At 48.5% G+C, this 18707-nt stretch carries 10 protein-coding genes; 6 read left to right on the forward strand and 4 right to left on the reverse strand.

Features of this window, described 5'->3' with window-relative positions; translation table 11 throughout:
- Nucleotides 1–313: 313 nt before the first annotated feature.
- The 3 genes from acs to Pan54_RS23625 all read left to right on the forward strand — a co-directional run bounded on the left by acs (nt 314) and on the right by Pan54_RS23625 (nt 5853).
- A complete protein-coding gene (gene acs / locus Pan54_RS23615) occupies nt 314–2269 on the forward strand; it encodes an acetate--CoA ligase (protein ID WP_146505895.1) in 1956 nt (651 codons plus the stop codon).
- A gap of 187 nt (nt 2270–2456) precedes the next feature.
- Complete coding sequence (gene argS, locus Pan54_RS23620; protein ID WP_146505896.1) at nt 2457–4421, forward strand: arginine--tRNA ligase; 1965 nt, start codon at nt 2457–2459, stop codon at nt 4419–4421.
- A gap of 223 nt (nt 4422–4644) precedes the next feature.
- Nucleotides 4645–5853, forward strand: coding sequence for a ribonuclease D (locus Pan54_RS23625; RefSeq protein ID WP_146505897.1), 1209 nt, complete (start codon nt 4645–4647; stop codon nt 5851–5853).
- On the opposite strand, the gene Pan54_RS23630 is transcribed toward Pan54_RS23625, so the two are convergent.
- From Pan54_RS23630 to Pan54_RS23640, 3 genes are all read right to left on the reverse strand, one after another.
- The gene (locus Pan54_RS23630) at nt 5808–6578 is read right to left on the reverse strand and encodes a HisA/HisF-related TIM barrel protein (RefSeq protein ID WP_146505898.1); all 771 of its coding nucleotides are present in this window, start codon (nt 6576–6578) and stop codon (nt 5808–5810) included. The genes Pan54_RS23625 and Pan54_RS23630 overlap by 46 nt on opposite strands.
- A gap of 155 nt (nt 6579–6733) precedes the next feature.
- Nucleotides 6734–8806, reverse strand: coding sequence for a PAS domain-containing sensor histidine kinase (locus Pan54_RS23635; protein WP_146505899.1), 2073 nt, complete (start codon nt 8804–8806; stop codon nt 6734–6736).
- Nucleotides 8807–9189: 383 nt separating this feature from the next.
- A complete protein-coding gene (locus Pan54_RS23640) occupies nt 9190–10518 on the reverse strand; it encodes a hypothetical protein (protein ID WP_146505900.1) in 1329 nt (442 codons plus the stop codon).
- Between the two features lie 579 nt (nt 10519–11097).
- Between Pan54_RS23640 and rpmA the strand changes: the two genes are divergently transcribed.
- From rpmA to glmM, 3 genes are all read left to right on the forward strand, one after another.
- Nucleotides 11098–11352 (forward strand): 50S ribosomal protein L27, encoded by a 255-nt coding sequence (gene rpmA, locus Pan54_RS23645; RefSeq protein WP_146505901.1) that lies wholly within the window; start codon nt 11098–11100, stop codon nt 11350–11352.
- Between the two features lie 182 nt (nt 11353–11534).
- Nucleotides 11535–12026, forward strand: coding sequence for a DUF420 domain-containing protein (locus Pan54_RS23650; RefSeq protein WP_146505902.1), 492 nt, complete (start codon nt 11535–11537; stop codon nt 12024–12026).
- A gap of 119 nt (nt 12027–12145) precedes the next feature.
- A complete protein-coding gene (glmM, locus tag Pan54_RS23655; protein ID WP_146505903.1) occupies nt 12146–13492 on the forward strand; it encodes a phosphoglucosamine mutase in 1347 nt (448 codons plus the stop codon).
- A gap of 61 nt (nt 13493–13553) precedes the next feature.
- Here glmM and Pan54_RS23660 read toward each other — a convergent pair whose 3' ends face one another.
- A complete protein-coding gene (locus Pan54_RS23660; RefSeq protein WP_146505904.1) occupies nt 13554–18629 on the reverse strand; it encodes a protein kinase domain-containing protein in 5076 nt (1691 codons plus the stop codon).
- Nucleotides 18630–18707 lie beyond the last annotated feature (78 nt).

The following is an 18707-nucleotide window of genomic DNA, read 5'->3' on the forward strand; positions in this document are numbered from 1 at the left end:
AAGAACAGCCCAGAACTTTGGGGGCTTCCGCTGAAGCGGAGCGGGCCCGTCTCCCACTGTTTAATAAGCTCCGGTAAGTGGTGCGGGCTTTACCGGTTAGCGTGATTCCTGAATTGTGTAGTCATTTGTGTTCCACGCGGCTAAGCGGATTTCGTTGACGTTTGCGATCAATCGCTTTACTATCGGTCGATAGATCAAATTCTACCGATTTCAATTCAGGATTAGTCCGTACGTCAGGCACAGCCTGATCGACTGCTTACGACTTTTATAATCTCTTCAGATTGACAATTCAGACAAAATAACGGAGCTGCGTATGTCCGCCTCGGAATCTGGCAATATCGAAAGTGTTCTGCACGAAACCCGCGTTTTTCCACCTCCCGCCGAATTCACACCTCGGGTCAGCTTTAAGACGGAAGAGGAATACGAGCAGGCCTGGCAGCACGCCAAAGACAATCCCGCTGAATTCTGGGGCGAACTGGCTCAGGAAAATCTGACTTGGTTTGAACCGTTCACCTCGACGATGTCTGGTGAAATGCCAGAAACGAAGTGGTTTGAAGGGGGCAAAATCAATGCGAGCTATCAATGCCTGGATCGGCATATTGAAGCTGGCCATGGCAACAAAGCGGCTATTATCTGGGAAGGGGAACCGGGTGATACTCGCGTGCTTCGCTATCAGGATTTGCATCGGGAAGTTTGCCGGTTTGCCAATGTTCTGAAACGCATGGGGATTGAAGCTGGCGATCGCATTACAATTTACATGCCGATGGTTCCAGAACTGGCCATCGCGATGCTCGCCTGTGCCCGGATTGGTGCGACTCACTCAATCATTTTTGGCGGCTTCAGTGCCGATGCCGTCGCGGATCGAAATAACGATGCCGAAGCCAAACTAGTCATCACTGCCGATGCCGGCTGGCGTCGTGGCAAAGAAGTGCCGTTGAAAATCGCTGTCGATGAAAGTCTGGAACGCTCGCCGACGGTTGAAAAGGTGATCGTCTATCAACGCACAGGAGCCGACGTGACGATGGTTCCCGATCGCGATTACTGGTGGCACGAGCTGATGGAAAACGAATCGGCTGACTGCCCGGCTGCCTCACTCGACAGCGAACATCCACTCTTCATTCTGTATACCTCCGGAAGTACCGGAAAGCCGAAAGGCGTGATGCATACCACAGCCGGATATATGCTCGGCGCTCAGATGACGACCAAATGGGTCTTCGATTTATCACCAGAAGATACGTACTGGTGCACGGCAGACATCGGCTGGATTACCGGCCACAGTTACATCGTTTACGGTCCGCTCGCAAACGGGGCGACCACCATGATGTATGAGGGCGCTCCTAACTGGCCGGATGAAGGCCGCTTCTGGGAACTGGTCGAAAAATATCGAGTCACCCTTTTCTATACGGCTCCGACTGCCATTCGCGCCTTCATGAAATGGGGTGATCAATTCCCTCAGAAAGCTGATCTCTCCAGCCTGCGATTGCTCGGAACCGTCGGCGAGCCGATCAATCCGAAAGCCTGGATGTGGTATCATACGGTCATCGGGGGCGAACGTTGTCCGATCGTCGATACCTGGTGGCAAACCGAAACGGGCGGCATCATGATTAGCCCGCTGCCGGGGATCACTCCGACAAAACCGGGAAGTTGTACAAAACCGCTACCGGGTGTCGTGCCAGCAATTGTCGACGAGAGTGGTCAGGAAGTTGGCGATAATCAGGGTGGACTATTGGTCATGACTCAACCCTGGCCGCACATGCTGCGAACACTCTATGGCGATCACGAACGTTTCGTTGACACCTATTTCTCCAAAATTGATGGCTGCTACTTCGCTGGCGATGGTGCTCGCAAGGATGAAGATGGCTATTACTGGGTGATGGGCCGTGTCGATGATGTACTGAATGTTTCCGGACATCGACTCAGTACGATGGAAGTGGAATCGGCTCTGGTCTCTCACGAACAGGTGACTGAAGCGGCTGTCGTTGGTTTTCCGCATGAACTCAAGGGAGAAGGCATCTGTTGTTTTGTCACTGCCAAAGATGGTGGTTCTGAAGAACTGAAAAAAGAACTGACCCAACACGTCCGTAAGCAGATTGGGGCGATCGCGACTCCCGATCAAATCCGCTTTGCAGCCGCATTGCCCAAAACCCGCTCTGGAAAAATCATGAGACGTCTGCTCCGAGACATTGCCGCAGGACGGGAGTCGGCTGGTGATACGACGACTCTGGAAGATTTCACCGTACTGGCCAAGTTGCGCGAAACGGAAGATTAATCTCTTAGCAGTCTAAAATTTAGTCTTCGCACTTAATCCGAACCTTCATGAGGGGAAAGCGTCATATTTTCTGAACGCTTTCCCCTCTCTTACGTTTCGGGTCAGGAACAAAACGGCTAAAATACTGTTTATACATTTAACATCATCGAAATCATTATTGCCTGAACAGGCACTGCTCGAGTCTCTCATGAATCTTCTTGAAGTCCTTCGAAATCGTTTTCAAATTGTCCTCGAAAATAAAGTCGATGATCCCAGTCGTTATATCGCGATGGTCCTGCCTGCTCAGAATGCTCAGTTTGGAGACTATCAGGCGAACTGCGCCATGCCTCTCTCCAAAGTTTTGGGAAAGCCGCCGCGTGAGATTGCAGCCGATATGATTGCTGAAGTTGATGTCAGTGATCTGTGTGAACCACCCGAGATTGCGGGGCCAGGGTTTATCAATTTGAAACTGAAGACAGATCTGCTCGAACAGGAGTTTGCTGAAGTCTTCACTTCCGAAAGACTAGGCGTTGAAGCGGTTAAGTCGCCAGAAAAAATCGTCATCGATTATTCTTCGCCGAACGTTGCCAAGCCGATGCATGTCGGACACTTGCGTAGTACCGTCATTGGCGATGCCCTTTATAAAATTCTCTCGTTTCTTGGACACGATCTGACCAGTGATAATCACATCGGCGACTGGGGGACTCAGTTCGGCATGATTCTCTATGGCTATCGCAACTTTGTCGATCAGGAAGCGTATGAGAAGGAACCGGTTGCGGAATTATCGCGGCTGTACCGACTGGTCAATAAGCTGAGTGAATATCATACAACTGTCGAAACCCTGCCTGGACTGGAATGGAAGTTGAGCGAAACCGAGCAGGCAGTGAACGCTGCCGAGGCTGAGTTTGAGCAGGATGATAAGCAGGGGAAGAAACAACTCAAAAAGCTGCGAAGTGATCTCGAATCGATTCGACAATCCGTCACCAAAGCGGAGTCTCTGATTGCCGAGATTGAGCAGGATGAAATCTACGGTCCTCTTGCAGCCGCTCATCCGAATATACATACCGACGCTCGTCTCGAAACTTCAAAACTGCATGCCGGGGATGCCGAGAATCGAAAGCTGTGGGATGAATTTCTGCCGGCCTGCCTGGACGTGATGAATGTCATCTACAACCGTCTGCATATCAATTTCGATTACTCACTGGGGGAAAGTTTTTATCAGCCACAATTGGCGGATGTCGTAGAAGAGTTGAAGACGAAAGGATTGGCCGAGGAAAGCCAGAAGGCGATGTGCGTCTTCCTGCCCGATTTCAAAGCTCCCTTTATTGTGCAGAAACAGGATGGAGCCTTCACTTATGCGACGACTGATCTGGCGACCATTCGCTATCGCGTCGAAAAATTGGAAGCGACTTCGATTTTGTATGTTGTCGATGCGCGTCAGGGAGAACATTTTCAGATGCTGTTTGGGACCGCTCGCCGTTGGGGTTATGAAAATCTGAACCTGCAGCATGTTTCATTCGGCACGGTAATGGGACAGGATGGTAAGCCATTTAAAACACGTTCGGGGGATACCGTAGGCTTGGGAGATTTGCTTGATGAAGCGATCTCGCGAGCACTGGCGATTATCACGTCAAACGATGAGGCAAAGCCAAATGGCCCGGAACTCGATGAAACCGAGAGAAAGCAGATTGCCGAAATTGTGGGGCTGGGGGGCATCAAATATGCGGATCTGCATCACAATCGGGAAAGCGATTACATTTTCGACTGGGACAAAATGCTCTCCATGACAGGCGACACGGCGACGTATATGCAGTATGCCTATGCACGAGTCTGTGGGATTTTCCGCAAAGCAGACGTCGAACGCAAAGACATTCGGCAGCGGGATGATGTGCCGATTCGTTTAGCTCACGAAGCCGAGCGGGCACTTGGATTGCAATTATTGAGATTTTCAGAAGCTCTTTCTGCGACTGCTCAGGATTTGAAACCGAACCTGCTGACGAACTATCTATTCGAAACGGCTAATAGTTTCAGCACATTTTATGATCGCTGCCCGGTCGCCAAAGAGAACGACGAAGCGGTTCGCATCAGTCGACTTAAGTTATGCGATGTGACCGCTCGCACATTAAAACAGGGCTTGAACTTGCTTGGAATCGAAACTTCTGAAAGAATGTAATTTCTGTTTAACCGCCAAGACGCCAAGAATTTTAAGAGATCTTTCTTAGAGGCATCCTTTCAGCAATGAGAGATTTGTTTCTGATCAAAATCCAGTGGGAAATCTTCACCGTCTTAGTGATCTTGGCGTCTTGGCGGTTTTATTATTTTTATTGGTCTGTTCAAGTATTGAGTAGACGTAACCTACACATATTATTGCACCAACGAATCCACATCGCTGATTTATGCCTCCACAATTGTTGACGTCTCAATCTGAATTCAATGAACTTTGCCAGCGTATGCACGCCTGTGGCGAAGTCGCTTTCGATACCGAATTTGTCTCCGAACATACATTCCGCCCCCTACTTTGCCTGCTGCAATTCGGAACCAAGGAAGAAATGGTCGCCGTCGATCCGCTCGATGGACTCGATTTGACTCCCTGGTGGGAAATCATGGCAGATGAGGAAACGAGAATTATTGTGCATGGCGGGCGAGAAGAAATTCTCTTTTGCTGGCACGCAATTGAAAAAGCTCCCGGGAATCTAGTCGATGTGCAGATTGTTCAGGGACTGCTGAGTAGAGGCTTTCCGCTCTCCCACTCGGCAATTGTGCAGAAAGTCATGCGAAAACGGATTCATGGCAAAGAGACTCGTACGGACTGGGCGAAGCGTCCATTGACTACCAAGCAGATTGAATACGCCGTCGAAGATGTACGTTATCTGATTGACATCGCTGCTAAGCAACGACGTCGACTCAAATCGACGAAGCGGACAGAATGGGCTGATCAGGAATGTCAGGAATTTGTCGACACTCTTGTTGAAGCTCAGCGTACCCGCGGCGATGCCTGGGTAAAGCTTCCAAAACTGGGACGACTTTCTCAACTCGAGTTGGGTATTGCCCGCGATCTATTTCGGTGGCGGGAAGGTGTTGCCGATAAAACCAATCGCCCTTTTCGGACCATTTTGCGAGATGACCTGCTCGTCGATCTGGCTCATCGACATCCTAAAACAGAAGCTGAAGTCCTTTCGTCCCGCGATATGCAGCGAGGGAACTACAAGCGACACGCAGCTGATATTATCAGAGTGATTCAGGAAGCGAGTCAAACTCCTGAACACGAACTGCCGGAAAAACTCAAGTCAGACAGTGTCGATCATTCCAAGCAGGAAGAGCATGTCCTCGGCAAACTGCTGGCGATTGCACTGGCAAATTGCTGTGCAGAGGCCGATCTTTCGCCGGCCATTGTCGCAACGTCCAACGATTTGAGGGATTTCGTCCGTTGGTATCTGGGAGATCAGGGATCAGACGTTCCGAAACTGGCTCACGGTTGGCGATATAATCTGTGTGGAGAAATGCTCGAAAATTTGCTGGATGGTAAAATTTCACTCCGCGTCTCAGACCCGAATTCTGATCACCCTCTTGTGTTCGAATTGTTACCTGATTCTCCCGAACAATAACGGGATATGATCTCTTCATTCAGCAATCCGTGATGCAAAGCCGTCCCGATGAGAACAGCATCGACACCGGACTGCTCGAGCCTTTTGATCTGATCGCAGTTGCGAATTCCACCTCCAGTCATCACTTGCAGATGCGGGAATTCACGATGGATGCCTGCACAAAGCTCAGTGGTTCCCGGCCCTTTCTCGCCACCGACATACGCCAGATCGAGGACAATTAACTCCTGGATTCCCAGATCGACGACGTATTCGACAATTTCCATGAGTGAACGAGTTCCCCAGGCTCCAGTTGGGGCATTCAGTTGACCATCGACCAGATCGAGACTGAACACAAACTGCCTCGGTTCGCACATGCAGGCCAGGGAATCGAGCACCGAGCAATCTGTCAACGACTCGCTCGCAACAATACAGCGGTTCGAACAGACTAGAGAGCCGAGTTCGAAGAGGTCTTCAATTTGACGAATCCCGGCATCAATACGAATTCGCCCCAGGCTTCCAGCCAATGTGTTCAGCAATTCCAGATTCCAGCGTCTGTGGACAATGCCGTCGAGGTCCGCAATATACCAGTCACAGATGCCAAATCGACTTTTCAGATTCTCTGAGATCTGAACTGGACATGGACTCTCGCAATACTTCGACTTGAGTGGTTGATAGGAACTTCGCAATCCACCCACCGCATGTACCGCCACTCCGTTCAATATATCGAGAACGGGAATGATCTTCATAAAAGCTCCGCGAGATTTCGCTGGGTTTGTCTGGTTGAGAGATCTTTACCTTAAACGAAATATTTGCGGGAAGCTATGTTCTGGAGTGTAATTACGATCTCAAAAGTGAATTCTCATGAAATCGTTTGAGACATTCTCGGAGATGAGATTGGAAATCAAACCTTATTGGCCGGTGTATAAATAGGCAAATTAATCTGAAAATAAGTTCCTTCCTCTCCTGTTGAAAGGAGTTTCAGTTCGCCGAGGTTGTTTTCCATAATGCCACGACAGATTGCCAGCCCCATTCCCAGTCCGTTTTCTTTCGTCGATCGAAAGGCTTCAAATAAATTTGAAGGTTCGATTTCCTGAAATCCATCACCGGTATCACTCACATTGACGATAACGAATTCCTCGTTTAAGGGTTTAGCAGAAATCGTAATTTGATGGGACAATTGCTTGTGGCTGACGCGAATGGCATCGATGGAATTCATGATGAGATTCACAAAGACCTGTTGAATTTGAATCGGGTCCACATTCACCGCGGGTAAGTGATCTTCGTACGTCTGCTCAATGAGAATCTCAGATTTTTTGAATTCGCCACTGACAAGATCTAAAGACCGCTCGATAATTTCCTGGACCTGAGCAGACTTTTTCTGAAATGGCCTTCTTATGGCAAAATCTTTGGTATTTTCGACGATGTCTCGGGATTCATTGGAAAGTCTGGCAATCCGTTGAAGCATGGTTTTTAATTCTGCGGGGTCAATTTTGCCTGCTTCCACATAATTCAGACAGCCAGTCGCCAGACTTCCGATGGAAAACAGGGGTTGTTTCAATTCGTGGGACAAGCGGGCAGACATTTCGCCGATCAAACTCAGACGAGACATATGTGCCAACTCTTCCTGACGGCGTTTGGATTCCAGTTCCATATTCCGCATTTCGGTTACATCAGTTGCGACAATCGTTGCGCCAATGACTTTTTCATCATGCCAGATCGGTCCCCACCGGCCAGTCATATAGGCTTGGTTACCATCAGGGAGATTCACCATTGCAGGTTGCTCGACCTGTTCTCCGTTATCAATGACGCGCCGCAAGGTCTCTTGTGCAATTTTAGCATCAGCAGGATCTAGCCAATCGAAGACAGTTGATCCAATGACCTCCTCGGATGGGTTTTCTGATCGAGTGTGATTGACATATTCCAGACGGCCTTCGCGGTCAATTTGAACGATGGAATCCACAGTGTTTTCCAGGATGGACTGCATCTGATTCTGAGAAAGCTGCAGTTCCTGAGTCGCACGTTTTCGCGATTCCACTTCAGCTTTTAACTTGGTATTGAGTTCAATCAGTTCAATGGTTCTATACTGGACAGCTTTCTCTAATTCCCGGTGACGAAGAGCAGATACGCTTTCCGCTTTCTGGACAGCCGTCATGTCCACCACGATTCCGACAAACCCATCCGATTCCGTTTTCTCCAGACGCAACAAAACCTGATTGATATCTTTAGCTGGTTGGCGGGGAATCAAACGAGATTCAAATGCCTGGCCATTATCCAGACTTTCTTTCCATTGCTCCTCCAGAGAATCTGTCCCTTCTGAATGGAATAGCTCTAGCCAAGTCAGTTCGGACGATTTCAGATTGTCAGCGGCTTGGATATTCTGTGAAATATTTTCGTATGTTTCCTCTTTGAAGCATGACCAGAAATATCGATTGGCGAAGATGATTCTGCCTTTGAGATTGCATTGAAAAATTCCAACTGGCGCCATTTGAGCCAGTTTCTCAAAACGCGTTTCACTTTTTTCTAACGCCTTGCGTGTTTCGTAGAGATCAGTCACCACACTTGTGATTCCGACAACACCATTGATTTGAGAACCCTCAGTTATTATTGGTCGGTACCAGGTTTCAAAGGCATGCCCATCGACTTCTACGAATTCCTGAACTTCTTCTCCATTAAGTGCGCTTCTGACCTTTTCACAAATATTTGGGTGGTCTGCATACATCTCGAAGAGAGAGGCACCTATGACTTCTCCAACGGTTAAACCAATCATCTTCAGTCCAGCACCAGTCGAAAGGATGAACCTACCTTCTTTATCGAGTGCCCATAAAATTAAAGAAGAATGCTGAAGAACATTATTTAGAAGTGAGCGTTCCGAGATCCCCGGATAGTCTTTCTGAAGAACAGGCAATTCTGCTTCAAAAGAGTTCTTTGATTTCAATTCCGGCTTGATTTCAGAAGTTAACTCTGATGAGTCCATAGATAAGGATCTTCTTCAATTAGGATTTTCAGGAAGAGCTAATGCAGAAAAAAATCGACTGGTCTGTGTGCCTTGCAGGTTATATTGTCATAACGAGTAACAGACTTGATGAGTTCGTATCTATAGTCTTTCCATAATTGATTTTACGCATTCTAGCTGAGCAAACTGTACGTTTTAGAGCAATAACCGTACCTGCGAAGGAATATTGCATTTAGAAATGCTTTGATATAAGTCTACAACTTCAATTTGTTTCAGTCGAGAGAGTTTAATTAGATTTAGACGCCGTTTCTCATTTCTCAGAAGAATTCATAATTCAAATAAAAAAGCAGACGACCCGGAAGTCGTCTGCTCAATTGATATGTAGCTGAAATGTAATCGTGAGATTAGATTTCGTCACCACCGATATTATCGGGTTGTGGCTGAAGGTCACCATTGTTTTGAATGGTTCCGGGAACTAAACGATTTGACTCGTAAGTTCCTGAATTTTGACAATCGCTACAACCTGTGTTGCAGGGAGTTTCATTGCAGACTGTGACAGGAACTAATCTGCAAACTTCATAGGCAACTTGACGAGGCACTGTGCGTGTTACCATGCGAGTGCAGGTATAGTTTTCCTGACGTGGCACACATTTCGCGACTCGGTGAGTGACGGTATATGGCACCTGCTTGCAAACCGTATAGGGAACCTGACGAGAACATTCTTCTGTCACCATTTTGCAGGTTCGCACTGGAGTGCGGCAGACTTTTTCTTCAGATACCATTCGGCAAGTTCGAACGGGAACCATTTGGGTTTTTGTTTCTGTAACCCAGCGACAGGTGCGAACAGGAACAGAATCGGTAACGACTTCTCTTTGCAAGCGTGTTACCTGGCAAGGTACATTCTCGCAGACTGTTTCTGGAACGACACGGCAAACTTGTACCGGGCAATTCTGCTGTACGACCTGAGGTACATATCGAGTACAGGGAATCTGCTGAGTGACAATATTCGGACACCAGACACGACGCTGAACAGTGATGCCAGGGCAGCGAACCATACGAACGCGAGGCAAGCCGCAAGGATCACATACCATTCGTGGAACCAGTGGACCTGGCAGTTGGACAGGCTGGCAAACATATCGGCCACAGTCTCGTTGAACGGGTCGATAGGTGGTAACAGGTTTCATCACGGTATAACAACGTGTCTGATTTACTGTTTCAGTCACTGTCCGATAAACAGTTCGATTGACCTGACGGTTGATCGTCTCTGTTACAGGACGGCAGACCACTCGTTGAACCTGTTTCTGGTGGGTTTCCCAGACTGGTCTCTGGACCTGGTAGGAACATTCTCGCTGTGAAGTTTCGAAGACAGGTCGTTGGACCGTATATCGATCTTCTCGGAAACTGGTTTCGTAAACAGGTCGTTGAACCTGATAGGTTTCTGTGCGGCACAGTTGCTGGTACTCAGTGCGATAGCAAGTTTGCTGCACATCCTCGTATTGTGTGTCGTAAACAGTACGGCAAGCCGTGTATTGCTGAGGCTCGCAGACGTTTTCGTACACAGTACGATAGCAGGTCTCTCGTTCCACTTTACAAGTGGTGTAACAGGCGGTCTGCTGACAGGCAACAGGTGGACAGCAATGGTAATTGCAGGCACCACACAGTCCCCTTGCTTGAGCCACCCCGGCTGATGTCAACATCGCCGTCACCGCGATTGCAGCGATCATCCTTCTCATCGAAATCTCTCCCCTCTCAGATGTGTAGATCATTATTGTTGTGCCATAGCAACGTCCTGCGGCTTGACGTCCTGAATTTTTACTTTTTTTGAACATCCATTATCAACTTATCAACCAGCACGTTGCAAACATCATTCCTTCATTCCGATCGATATTGCAGGAATTCATCGCAATGTCCTGATTTTGACTCAAGCATAGCTCAGGATACTCAGGCAACTTAACGAAAAGTGAACGATGGCATCGATTTTGGGCAACCTTAACCGGAACAGTCGTCAAAGTTCTCATAGCTTAACAGGCAGGCTCATCTCCCCTTCCTTATAAGCAGAACAAACCCACTTCTCAGGCTCCTCAAAAATCTCGAATGTTTTCCACAAGTTTTCATCATTTTTAGCGGGATCGATTCCCAATCGATCAGTTTGACTCTCAAAAGACCAAAAGTTTGTAAAAATGAAAGGACGCGCGATCTTGAAACCGACTGGAATAGCCGATATGATCTTGAATTCAAGATTAATGCCTACTTGAGTGGGTCGGACATAACTTCAATTTTCACAACGGTTTACAAGCAGACAGAGATTTCCCATGGCACATAAGAAGGGACAGGGTTCCAGTCGCAACGGACGCGATTCCAACGCACAGCGACGGGGCGTGAAGAAATTCGGCGGAGAATCCGTACTGGCTGGCAATATTCTCATTCGTCAATGTGGTACCAAATGGCACCCGGGGCGGCATGTCGGCATGGGACGCGACTACACCTTATTTGCATTGACCGAAGGGACTGTTTACTTCGATCAAAAAGGTCGACGCATTAACGTTGAACCCGTTGTGTCTAACTGAGTATTGTCTCAGTCAAATAAAACATCAGGCCGCATTTCTGAATGCGGCTTTTTTTATTGAGATCTTAATTTGAGATTCGGTGTTAGCCTGCTCGCTACAACGCTCTCTCCTATTTCAATATACAAATAGAGATCCGATCGACTTCAGGCACTCTTAAGCAATTTAACGGACAGGAATTGAGCATGAACCGGGGTTTTCTAGGTTACGATGCCTCTTTTATGCTCGATGTGGTTGTCTGTGCACTCATCCTTCTTGTTCCGCTTTTGGTTTACAGTATCTGGCTGGTCAAATATCGGCACAAATACGGAAAGCATAAAGTCGCACAGTTACTCATGGGGTTGCTGTTGCTGACAGCAGTTGGCTTATTTGAAATTGATATGCAGTTGCATGGTGGCTGGAAAAATATCATCAATAAAGATCCCGCAGCTCCCCGCATGTCGACCGCGGAACTCGCAGACGTTTCTCAAATACTTCGTATCCACCTGATCTTTGCCATTTCGACGCCGATCCTCTGGATTTGGACAACCTACGAAGCCTTGCGCCGCTTTCCCGATCCGATCAAGCCAGGCCCGTACAGTAAACGCCACAAAACTCTAGCCTGGCTAAGCACGATCGATCTGGTTCTTACCTCAATAACGGGACTGATCTTCTACTATTATGCCTTTATTGCGTAAGTATTTGAGGTTATCAAATCCTTGCCGATGCAATATTCTCTCTGTTCATCAGGGAAGGGTAAGAAATCCGACACCCTCTACATCATACGCCATAATCAATCATGAACTGAATCTCGATCATGCAAAGAATTCTTAGTATTTCCGGCTTACGCGCAGTAGCCGGTGAAGGTTTAGATCCCGATTTTCTTTGTCAGTTTGCGGCAGCAGTGGGAACAATTGCCAAAGGGGGAAGTATTGTCGTTTCCCGCGATGGTCGCTCGTCTGGAGAAATGGTCAAACATGCGGTGCTCTCAGGCTTGATGGCGACGGGTTGTCGAGTGATCGATGCCGGTATCGCAACAACTCCCACCTGTGGCGTGTTGGTCACCCATCACAAAGCAGCAGGCGGAATTCAAATCACTGCGAGTCATAATCCTGTGCCGTGGAATGGACTGAAACCATTCAATGCCCAAGGATCGGTTTACAATCGAGAAGAAGGACAGCAACTGTTGTCACTGCTGGAGTCCGGTAAATTTTCTTATGTGACATACGATCAAATTGGGACCGTCGAACTGCTCGAAGACCCTGCTGGTCCTCACTTTGAACGTGTGTTTTCCCTGGTTGATGTCGAAGCGATTCGTCAACAGCGATTCAAAGTGGTGTTGGATTGCAATCATGGATCGGGAGCGGTATCGACTCCTCAACTGCTCGAGCAACTCGGTTGCGAAGTGATTGTGATGGGGGGCACACCAGACGGTCAGTTCGCTCATACGCCTGAACCATTGGCTGAAAATTTAACGACCTTGAGCGAACGAGTTCGAAAAGAAGGAGCTGATGTTGGATTCGCTCAGGATCCCGATGCTGATCGACTGGCTATTGTCGATGAGCATGGGAATTATATCGGTGAAGAACTGACACTGGCTTTAGCCGTCGATTATGTCCTGGAACGAAATCAAGGACCAGTCGTTGTGAATGGTTCGACCAGTCGGGTGACTGCAGATTTGGCAGCGAAGTATGGCTGCGAATTTCATCGCTCGCATGTTGGCGAAGCCAATGTCGTCGCAAAGATGAAAGCCTGCAATGCGTTGATCGGTGGAGAAGGTAATGGCGGCGTGATCGAACCTCAGGTCGGCTTTGTTCGGGATAGTTTCGTTTCGATGGCGTATGTCCTGGCTGGCCTATCCAGGAAAGGAGGTTCTCTTTCGGAGTGGGTCGAAACGATTCCCAAATATGCCATTGTGAAGTCCAAACTCACATGTCCACAGGAAGCAGTTGGCAAGGCATGCGAAGCACTGCGAGAACACTATCAGGATGCCACTGCGACGGAAGGCGATGGTTTACGACTCGACTGGAATGATCGCTGGGTTCAAGTCAGAGCCAGCAATACCGAACCGATCATTCGAGTGATCGCCGAAGCTCCGGAAAATGATCAGGCTACCGCTCTTTGCGAAGAAGCTAAAGAAATCATCAGTCGTAAGTTGTCCTGATGTATCGAGAGTAAATCCAAGCACGAATCGCAAGCGAGTGAGTCGATGGGAGTGTATGTTTTTACTCTTCAATAACGACATTGATTGCAGCTGGATTCATCCCCCAGTTGATAGCGGGCCAGATGATGGCCGTTCCATCCCGGCTGCCAGTTAGTACCTCCAGAGAATTGCTGGAGAAATCGACGGCGGTCACTTCCTGCTGATGTTTTTTCAACGTCAGGATTTCATTACCTTCGTTGCCAGCTGTTGCATCCCAGAGTTTAGCGGTGTTATCGCGACTTGCAGTCAGGATACGTTTCCCATCGACAGAATAGGCTACTGAAGTGACGGCAGCGGTGTGTCCCTTTAATTCGGAGATCGGTTTGCCAGTACTCGCATCCCACAAGATCGCTTTATTGTCTTCACTCCCTGAGATGACCCGTGTGCCATCGGGTGAAAATCGTGCAGAGAGAATACTCCAGTCATGAGCCTTTTCGAATTCGCGAATCAGTTTTCCATCTTCTGCATTCCACAATTTCAAAGTTCGATTCCTAGATGCGGTGAGAATCTGTTTGTCATCCGGTGAGAATACCGCGACATTAATTCCGGACTGATCAGCAGGGATCCGCAGCACTTCAGTCGCTTCTTGAAAGTCCCACAGAATAACGAGGCCATCATCTCCCGTTGAAAGGAAATAGCGACCATCGTGCGAAAACTCGACATCATTAATATATCCCTGATGGGCATTGGTAATTTTCCGCTGTGATTGACCGGAAGCGACATCCCAGAATTTGAGTGAACGATCCCAGCTGCCGGTTACAATTGTTTTCCCATTCGGATTCATCGCCGCAGAAGCAACCGCTCCATGGGGGCCAAACGACATACGTTCCCGCCGCGTGCTCACATCCCACAATCGGGCATCGATACCGCCAATTGTGAGCAGTCGACGTCCATCCTGGCTGATCAGTGATGACCAGAGCAATCCCCCATGTTCGGCACCATCGATAAACAATTCGGATCGACCTGTTGCCGTTTCAATTCGCTGAACTGTGTTATTTCCACACGTTGCATAACAGACCTGGCCGTTTTCAGCGGTGATGATGTCGTTCACCACGTTTCCAGTCAGCATGAATTGTTTAACGGTTGGCTTCTCGGTTAATTTCCAAATCGACAATTCCGTTGAGGATGTACTTTCCTGTGTTGATTCTGGAATCGCAGTGACTGAAGCCACTGTTTTTCCATCCTTCGAAACATCAAAGGAAATCACAGGACCGTCGTGCTTCATGACTCTCGAAACGATTTCTTCCCCTGTTTCAATCGAGCGCACTCCAATCGTGCGATCGTGGCTCGCAGTCAACAAAACGGGAGGACTGTCTGCCTGACGAATTTCAGAGATCTTCAAAGTGTGATCCCGATTTTTCCACAGAATTCTGGCCTGATCAGTTTCCCATTTGATACAGCGACCATGAGCATCCCCAGACACGAGCTGATGAGTTCCTTGAATAAAACACAGTGCCGTCACTGAATGCTGGTGACCTGAGAGTTCCTGCTTGAGCAGGGGCTTGGGATCACTGAGGATATTGGATAAATCCCAAATCAGAATGCGATCATCTTCGCTGCCGGTCGCCATTAAGGTTTCATCTGACGAAATCGCTACCAGGCCTGAACGTCCTGTCGAGGGAAACCGGACAATCTCCGCTCCTGTCGATGTGTTCCAGAAACGGACGGAATTGTCAGCCGCAGCGGTTGCGAGAATTCGTTCATCTTTCAGGAAGAGAGCCGAGGAACTGAGATACTGATGGCCTTCCTGAAAAATCACATCCGGCTTCCCCGTTTGAATATTCCAGAGCCATGCCGAGCGATCTCGACTGGCGGTCAACACCTGTTGACTGTTGGGCGAAAACTGGGCAGAGAGAATCGCATCGCGATGCCCTGTGAGTTCCTGACCATTTAATGTTTGAATTTCGGCATAATCATCGACCGACCATCGAATCGCCCGTTGATCTTCCGAACAGGAAAGCAAACTGCGTCCATCCTGGGTCATCACGCAGGCACGCACTGCGCTGTCGTGACCACGAAATGTTTTAATTGCAGAGGTTGCTTTCAAATCCCAGACTTTAATGGAATTGTCCTGAGAACCACTTGTAAGCAATTCGCCATCGTAAGAAAACCGGACGGATCGAACAGGCCCAGTATGTTCGTTGAATGTTATGTGCTGCTGTGTTTCAATCTGCTCGCCATTCACGGCGGCACCAAAGTCGAACGGCTGGATATCTGCAGGTTTCCAGTATTGAATTGTGCGGTCATATCCACCTGTCGCGACCGCTTGCCCCTGTGGATGATAATCAACCGTATAAACAGGTCCGTTATGTTCCAGGTATTCAACTTTCGGTTCTGCAGACTGTGCATCGGCTGCGATTTCCCAGATGATTGCTTTTCCATCCTGACTGACGGTCACAACACGATTTTTCTCTGGGTCTTGAGGATCAAATCCAGGGATGAATGCGGCATCCCAAACCCACCAGGTATGGCCACGCATAGTGCAAACAGCCTGAACTTCCTGATTGTCGATCACTTTCCAGAGCTTGGCCGTGTTGTCGTATGAACATGTCATTAACCAGTTACCATCATCACTGAAACGAACTCCGACAACATCATCGCTATGAGCTTTAAAGGAGCCGACTAAATCGCCAGTAACCGGGTTCCAGAATTTCAGGTTTCCGTTTTTATCATTACTTCCACTGGCAATCAGGTTGGCTGAGGGTGCCCAGTCGACCGCATGGACGTAAATTCCATCGTGAGCCATCGAATGCAAAACCTGTTCGGATGCGACATCCCAGATACGAATCTGGCCATCCCAACTGGCAGTTGCCATTTGTGTATTATCGGGAGAAAGTGCCAATCCGTCGACAGGGGCACCGCAGGGATAGCTGGCTGCACTTTGACTGCACAAATACATCAGTCGACCCCACTCCCAGTGTCTTAACTCGGGTGGACAGGCTTCCAGTAGGGAGAGAGCATCCGAAAACGCATTCTCTTCAACCTTCGCTGCAGCCAAACCAATACTGGCGATATAGGATTTATACTGCTCTTCTTTACGGGCTTTTTCTGCAACGCTTCGTTGTTCGACAGCAATGATTGTTTGCTCTTCTGCAATCTTTTTCTGAGCAAGAGCTTTCTCTTCTTCCTCTTCGGCAGTCTTCTGAGCCATGACCGCCAGCACACGATTTTCTTCCGCGTTATCACGTTCTATTTGTGCAATCCCGCGTTGACGGTCAGCTTCCTTTTTTTCTCCAATCGCTATATTTTTCTGATTATTCGCCTCTTTTTCTGCCAGCACGGCGCGCTGGTATTCTTCGTTAATCAGATAGTAAGACGTTCCAATAATGACAAAAATAGCGACTGCCAGGACAGCAACCGCCCCTTTGGCAATTTGAAACATCCGTTTTCGTGTCAAACGATCCTGCTTGGCGACTCGAATACGAGTAAGCAGATCCTGGTTTTCTTCTTCTGCATCGTTGATTAACGATTCTGCCAGGTCGAAATCCAGCTTCTGCAAAGCCGTCGTTGCATAAGCGGCCCGAGAAGAGCGAAGTCCCTGATGGGCCTCTTCATTCTCTGGCCAAAGTGTGATCGCTTCTTCAAACCCGAACACACTGCGTGCAAATTGAGCATAGTCTCGCGTCGTGGTGGCTTTGTCTAATTCTTTCGTCGCACGATCGGAAAGAGTCAGGCTTTTTTCATGAGCCAGATAATCGCGGATGACTCCCTGGAATTCCTTGACGGTTTGATATCGGTCTGAAGGGCTTAACGCCATCGATTTGAATGCGATGTCTGCCAGTTCGTTGTGTTGCTCGATTGGTGCGATTTTATTTCGCATTGCCGCAGCCAGACATTCCTGCGATGACTTCCCACGATGCGGCGGGTATCCGGAGATGATCTCGTAGAGAATCGCACCGAGCAGATAGACATCGCTCGAATAACTGACTCGGTCCAATGGTCCGGTTGCCATTTCAGGAGCCATGTAGGCGGGCGTTCCTCCCATGCCGTGGGTGCTGCAGATTAAATCTTTTTTTGTGAACTCTTCGGTTGGTAATGCCAGCCCCCAGTCCATCACAAGAACTTCTCCGAAATCTCCCAGCATGATGTTTTCGGGTTTGAGATCGCGGTGCATGATACCGCGAGCGTGTGCGAAGGCGATCGCATCGCAAGTACGAAGGAGATAGTCGAGGTTTTCGTGCAACGATTTATTGCGAATCACTTTGTTCCAGGGCGTTCCCTGGACATGCTTCATCGCATAGAAATAATTTCCTTCGGTATCCTGTCCCAGTTCGTGGATTGGTACGATATTCGGATGCGCCAAATCTCCCGTCACAACTGCTTCCGCGATGAATTTCTCAACCTGCTTTGGCTTTTTCGCCATGCGGGTTTTGATCATTTTAATCGCTACATTTCGCTCGATCGCTTTTTGCCGAGCTTCCCAGACAACGCCCATGCCTCCTTCACCGAGGATATTGAGCAACTGATACTCTCCCTTAGGAAAGTCCTGCTTACCACTTTCAATCAGTTCGCGTCGAGGAATGGAGTGGGTTCCAGGTCCACTCGTCTGCTCAATTTCAGCGGCTCGAATGGTCATGCCAGGATCGGTAATCGCATTGATTTCCACCCCCCAGGTTTTGCTCAAGTCGAAATCGTCTCCGACTTGAGAATCATCGACCATCGTCTTCATGCCATCGGTATCAGCAGAATCGAGATCAACAATGGTGCGACTCTCATCAGCCGTCAGTTCATCGTTGGACATCTCCATCGTTCGCCCACCATCATCCGGGACGAGATCGTCATCAGAAACATAGGTGGCTCCCGGATCGTCTGGGAAATCGGTTGAATGTCCCTCAGGAATCTCAACCATCGTCTGATCACCAGCCTGATGATGCACTCCAAAGAGGTCCTCATCGACAATTGTCTGCTGACCAGTTCCAGAATCTTCGCTGGAATCGTCGAGCGAATCCGCATCATCATCCATCTGAATGGTACGCTCGCCTTCACGATTTACTTCATCGATCTGGAAGTCCTCTTCCTGTAGAGTTTCATCTCCGGCAGATGGTTTCTGCGGATCTGGATTCTTTTCCGGTAGTTTTTCATCGGAGTTGGAAGTCATGACGATTGATTCAATTCAGTTTTTCGGGAGTTTCACCTGGAGCGACAATATTTGATTTCGTGTGATGGTCTTGGGTGA

This window comes from Rubinisphaera italica (genome assembly GCF_007859715.1).
Classification (GTDB): domain Bacteria; phylum Planctomycetota; class Planctomycetia; order Planctomycetales; family Planctomycetaceae; genus Rubinisphaera; species Rubinisphaera italica.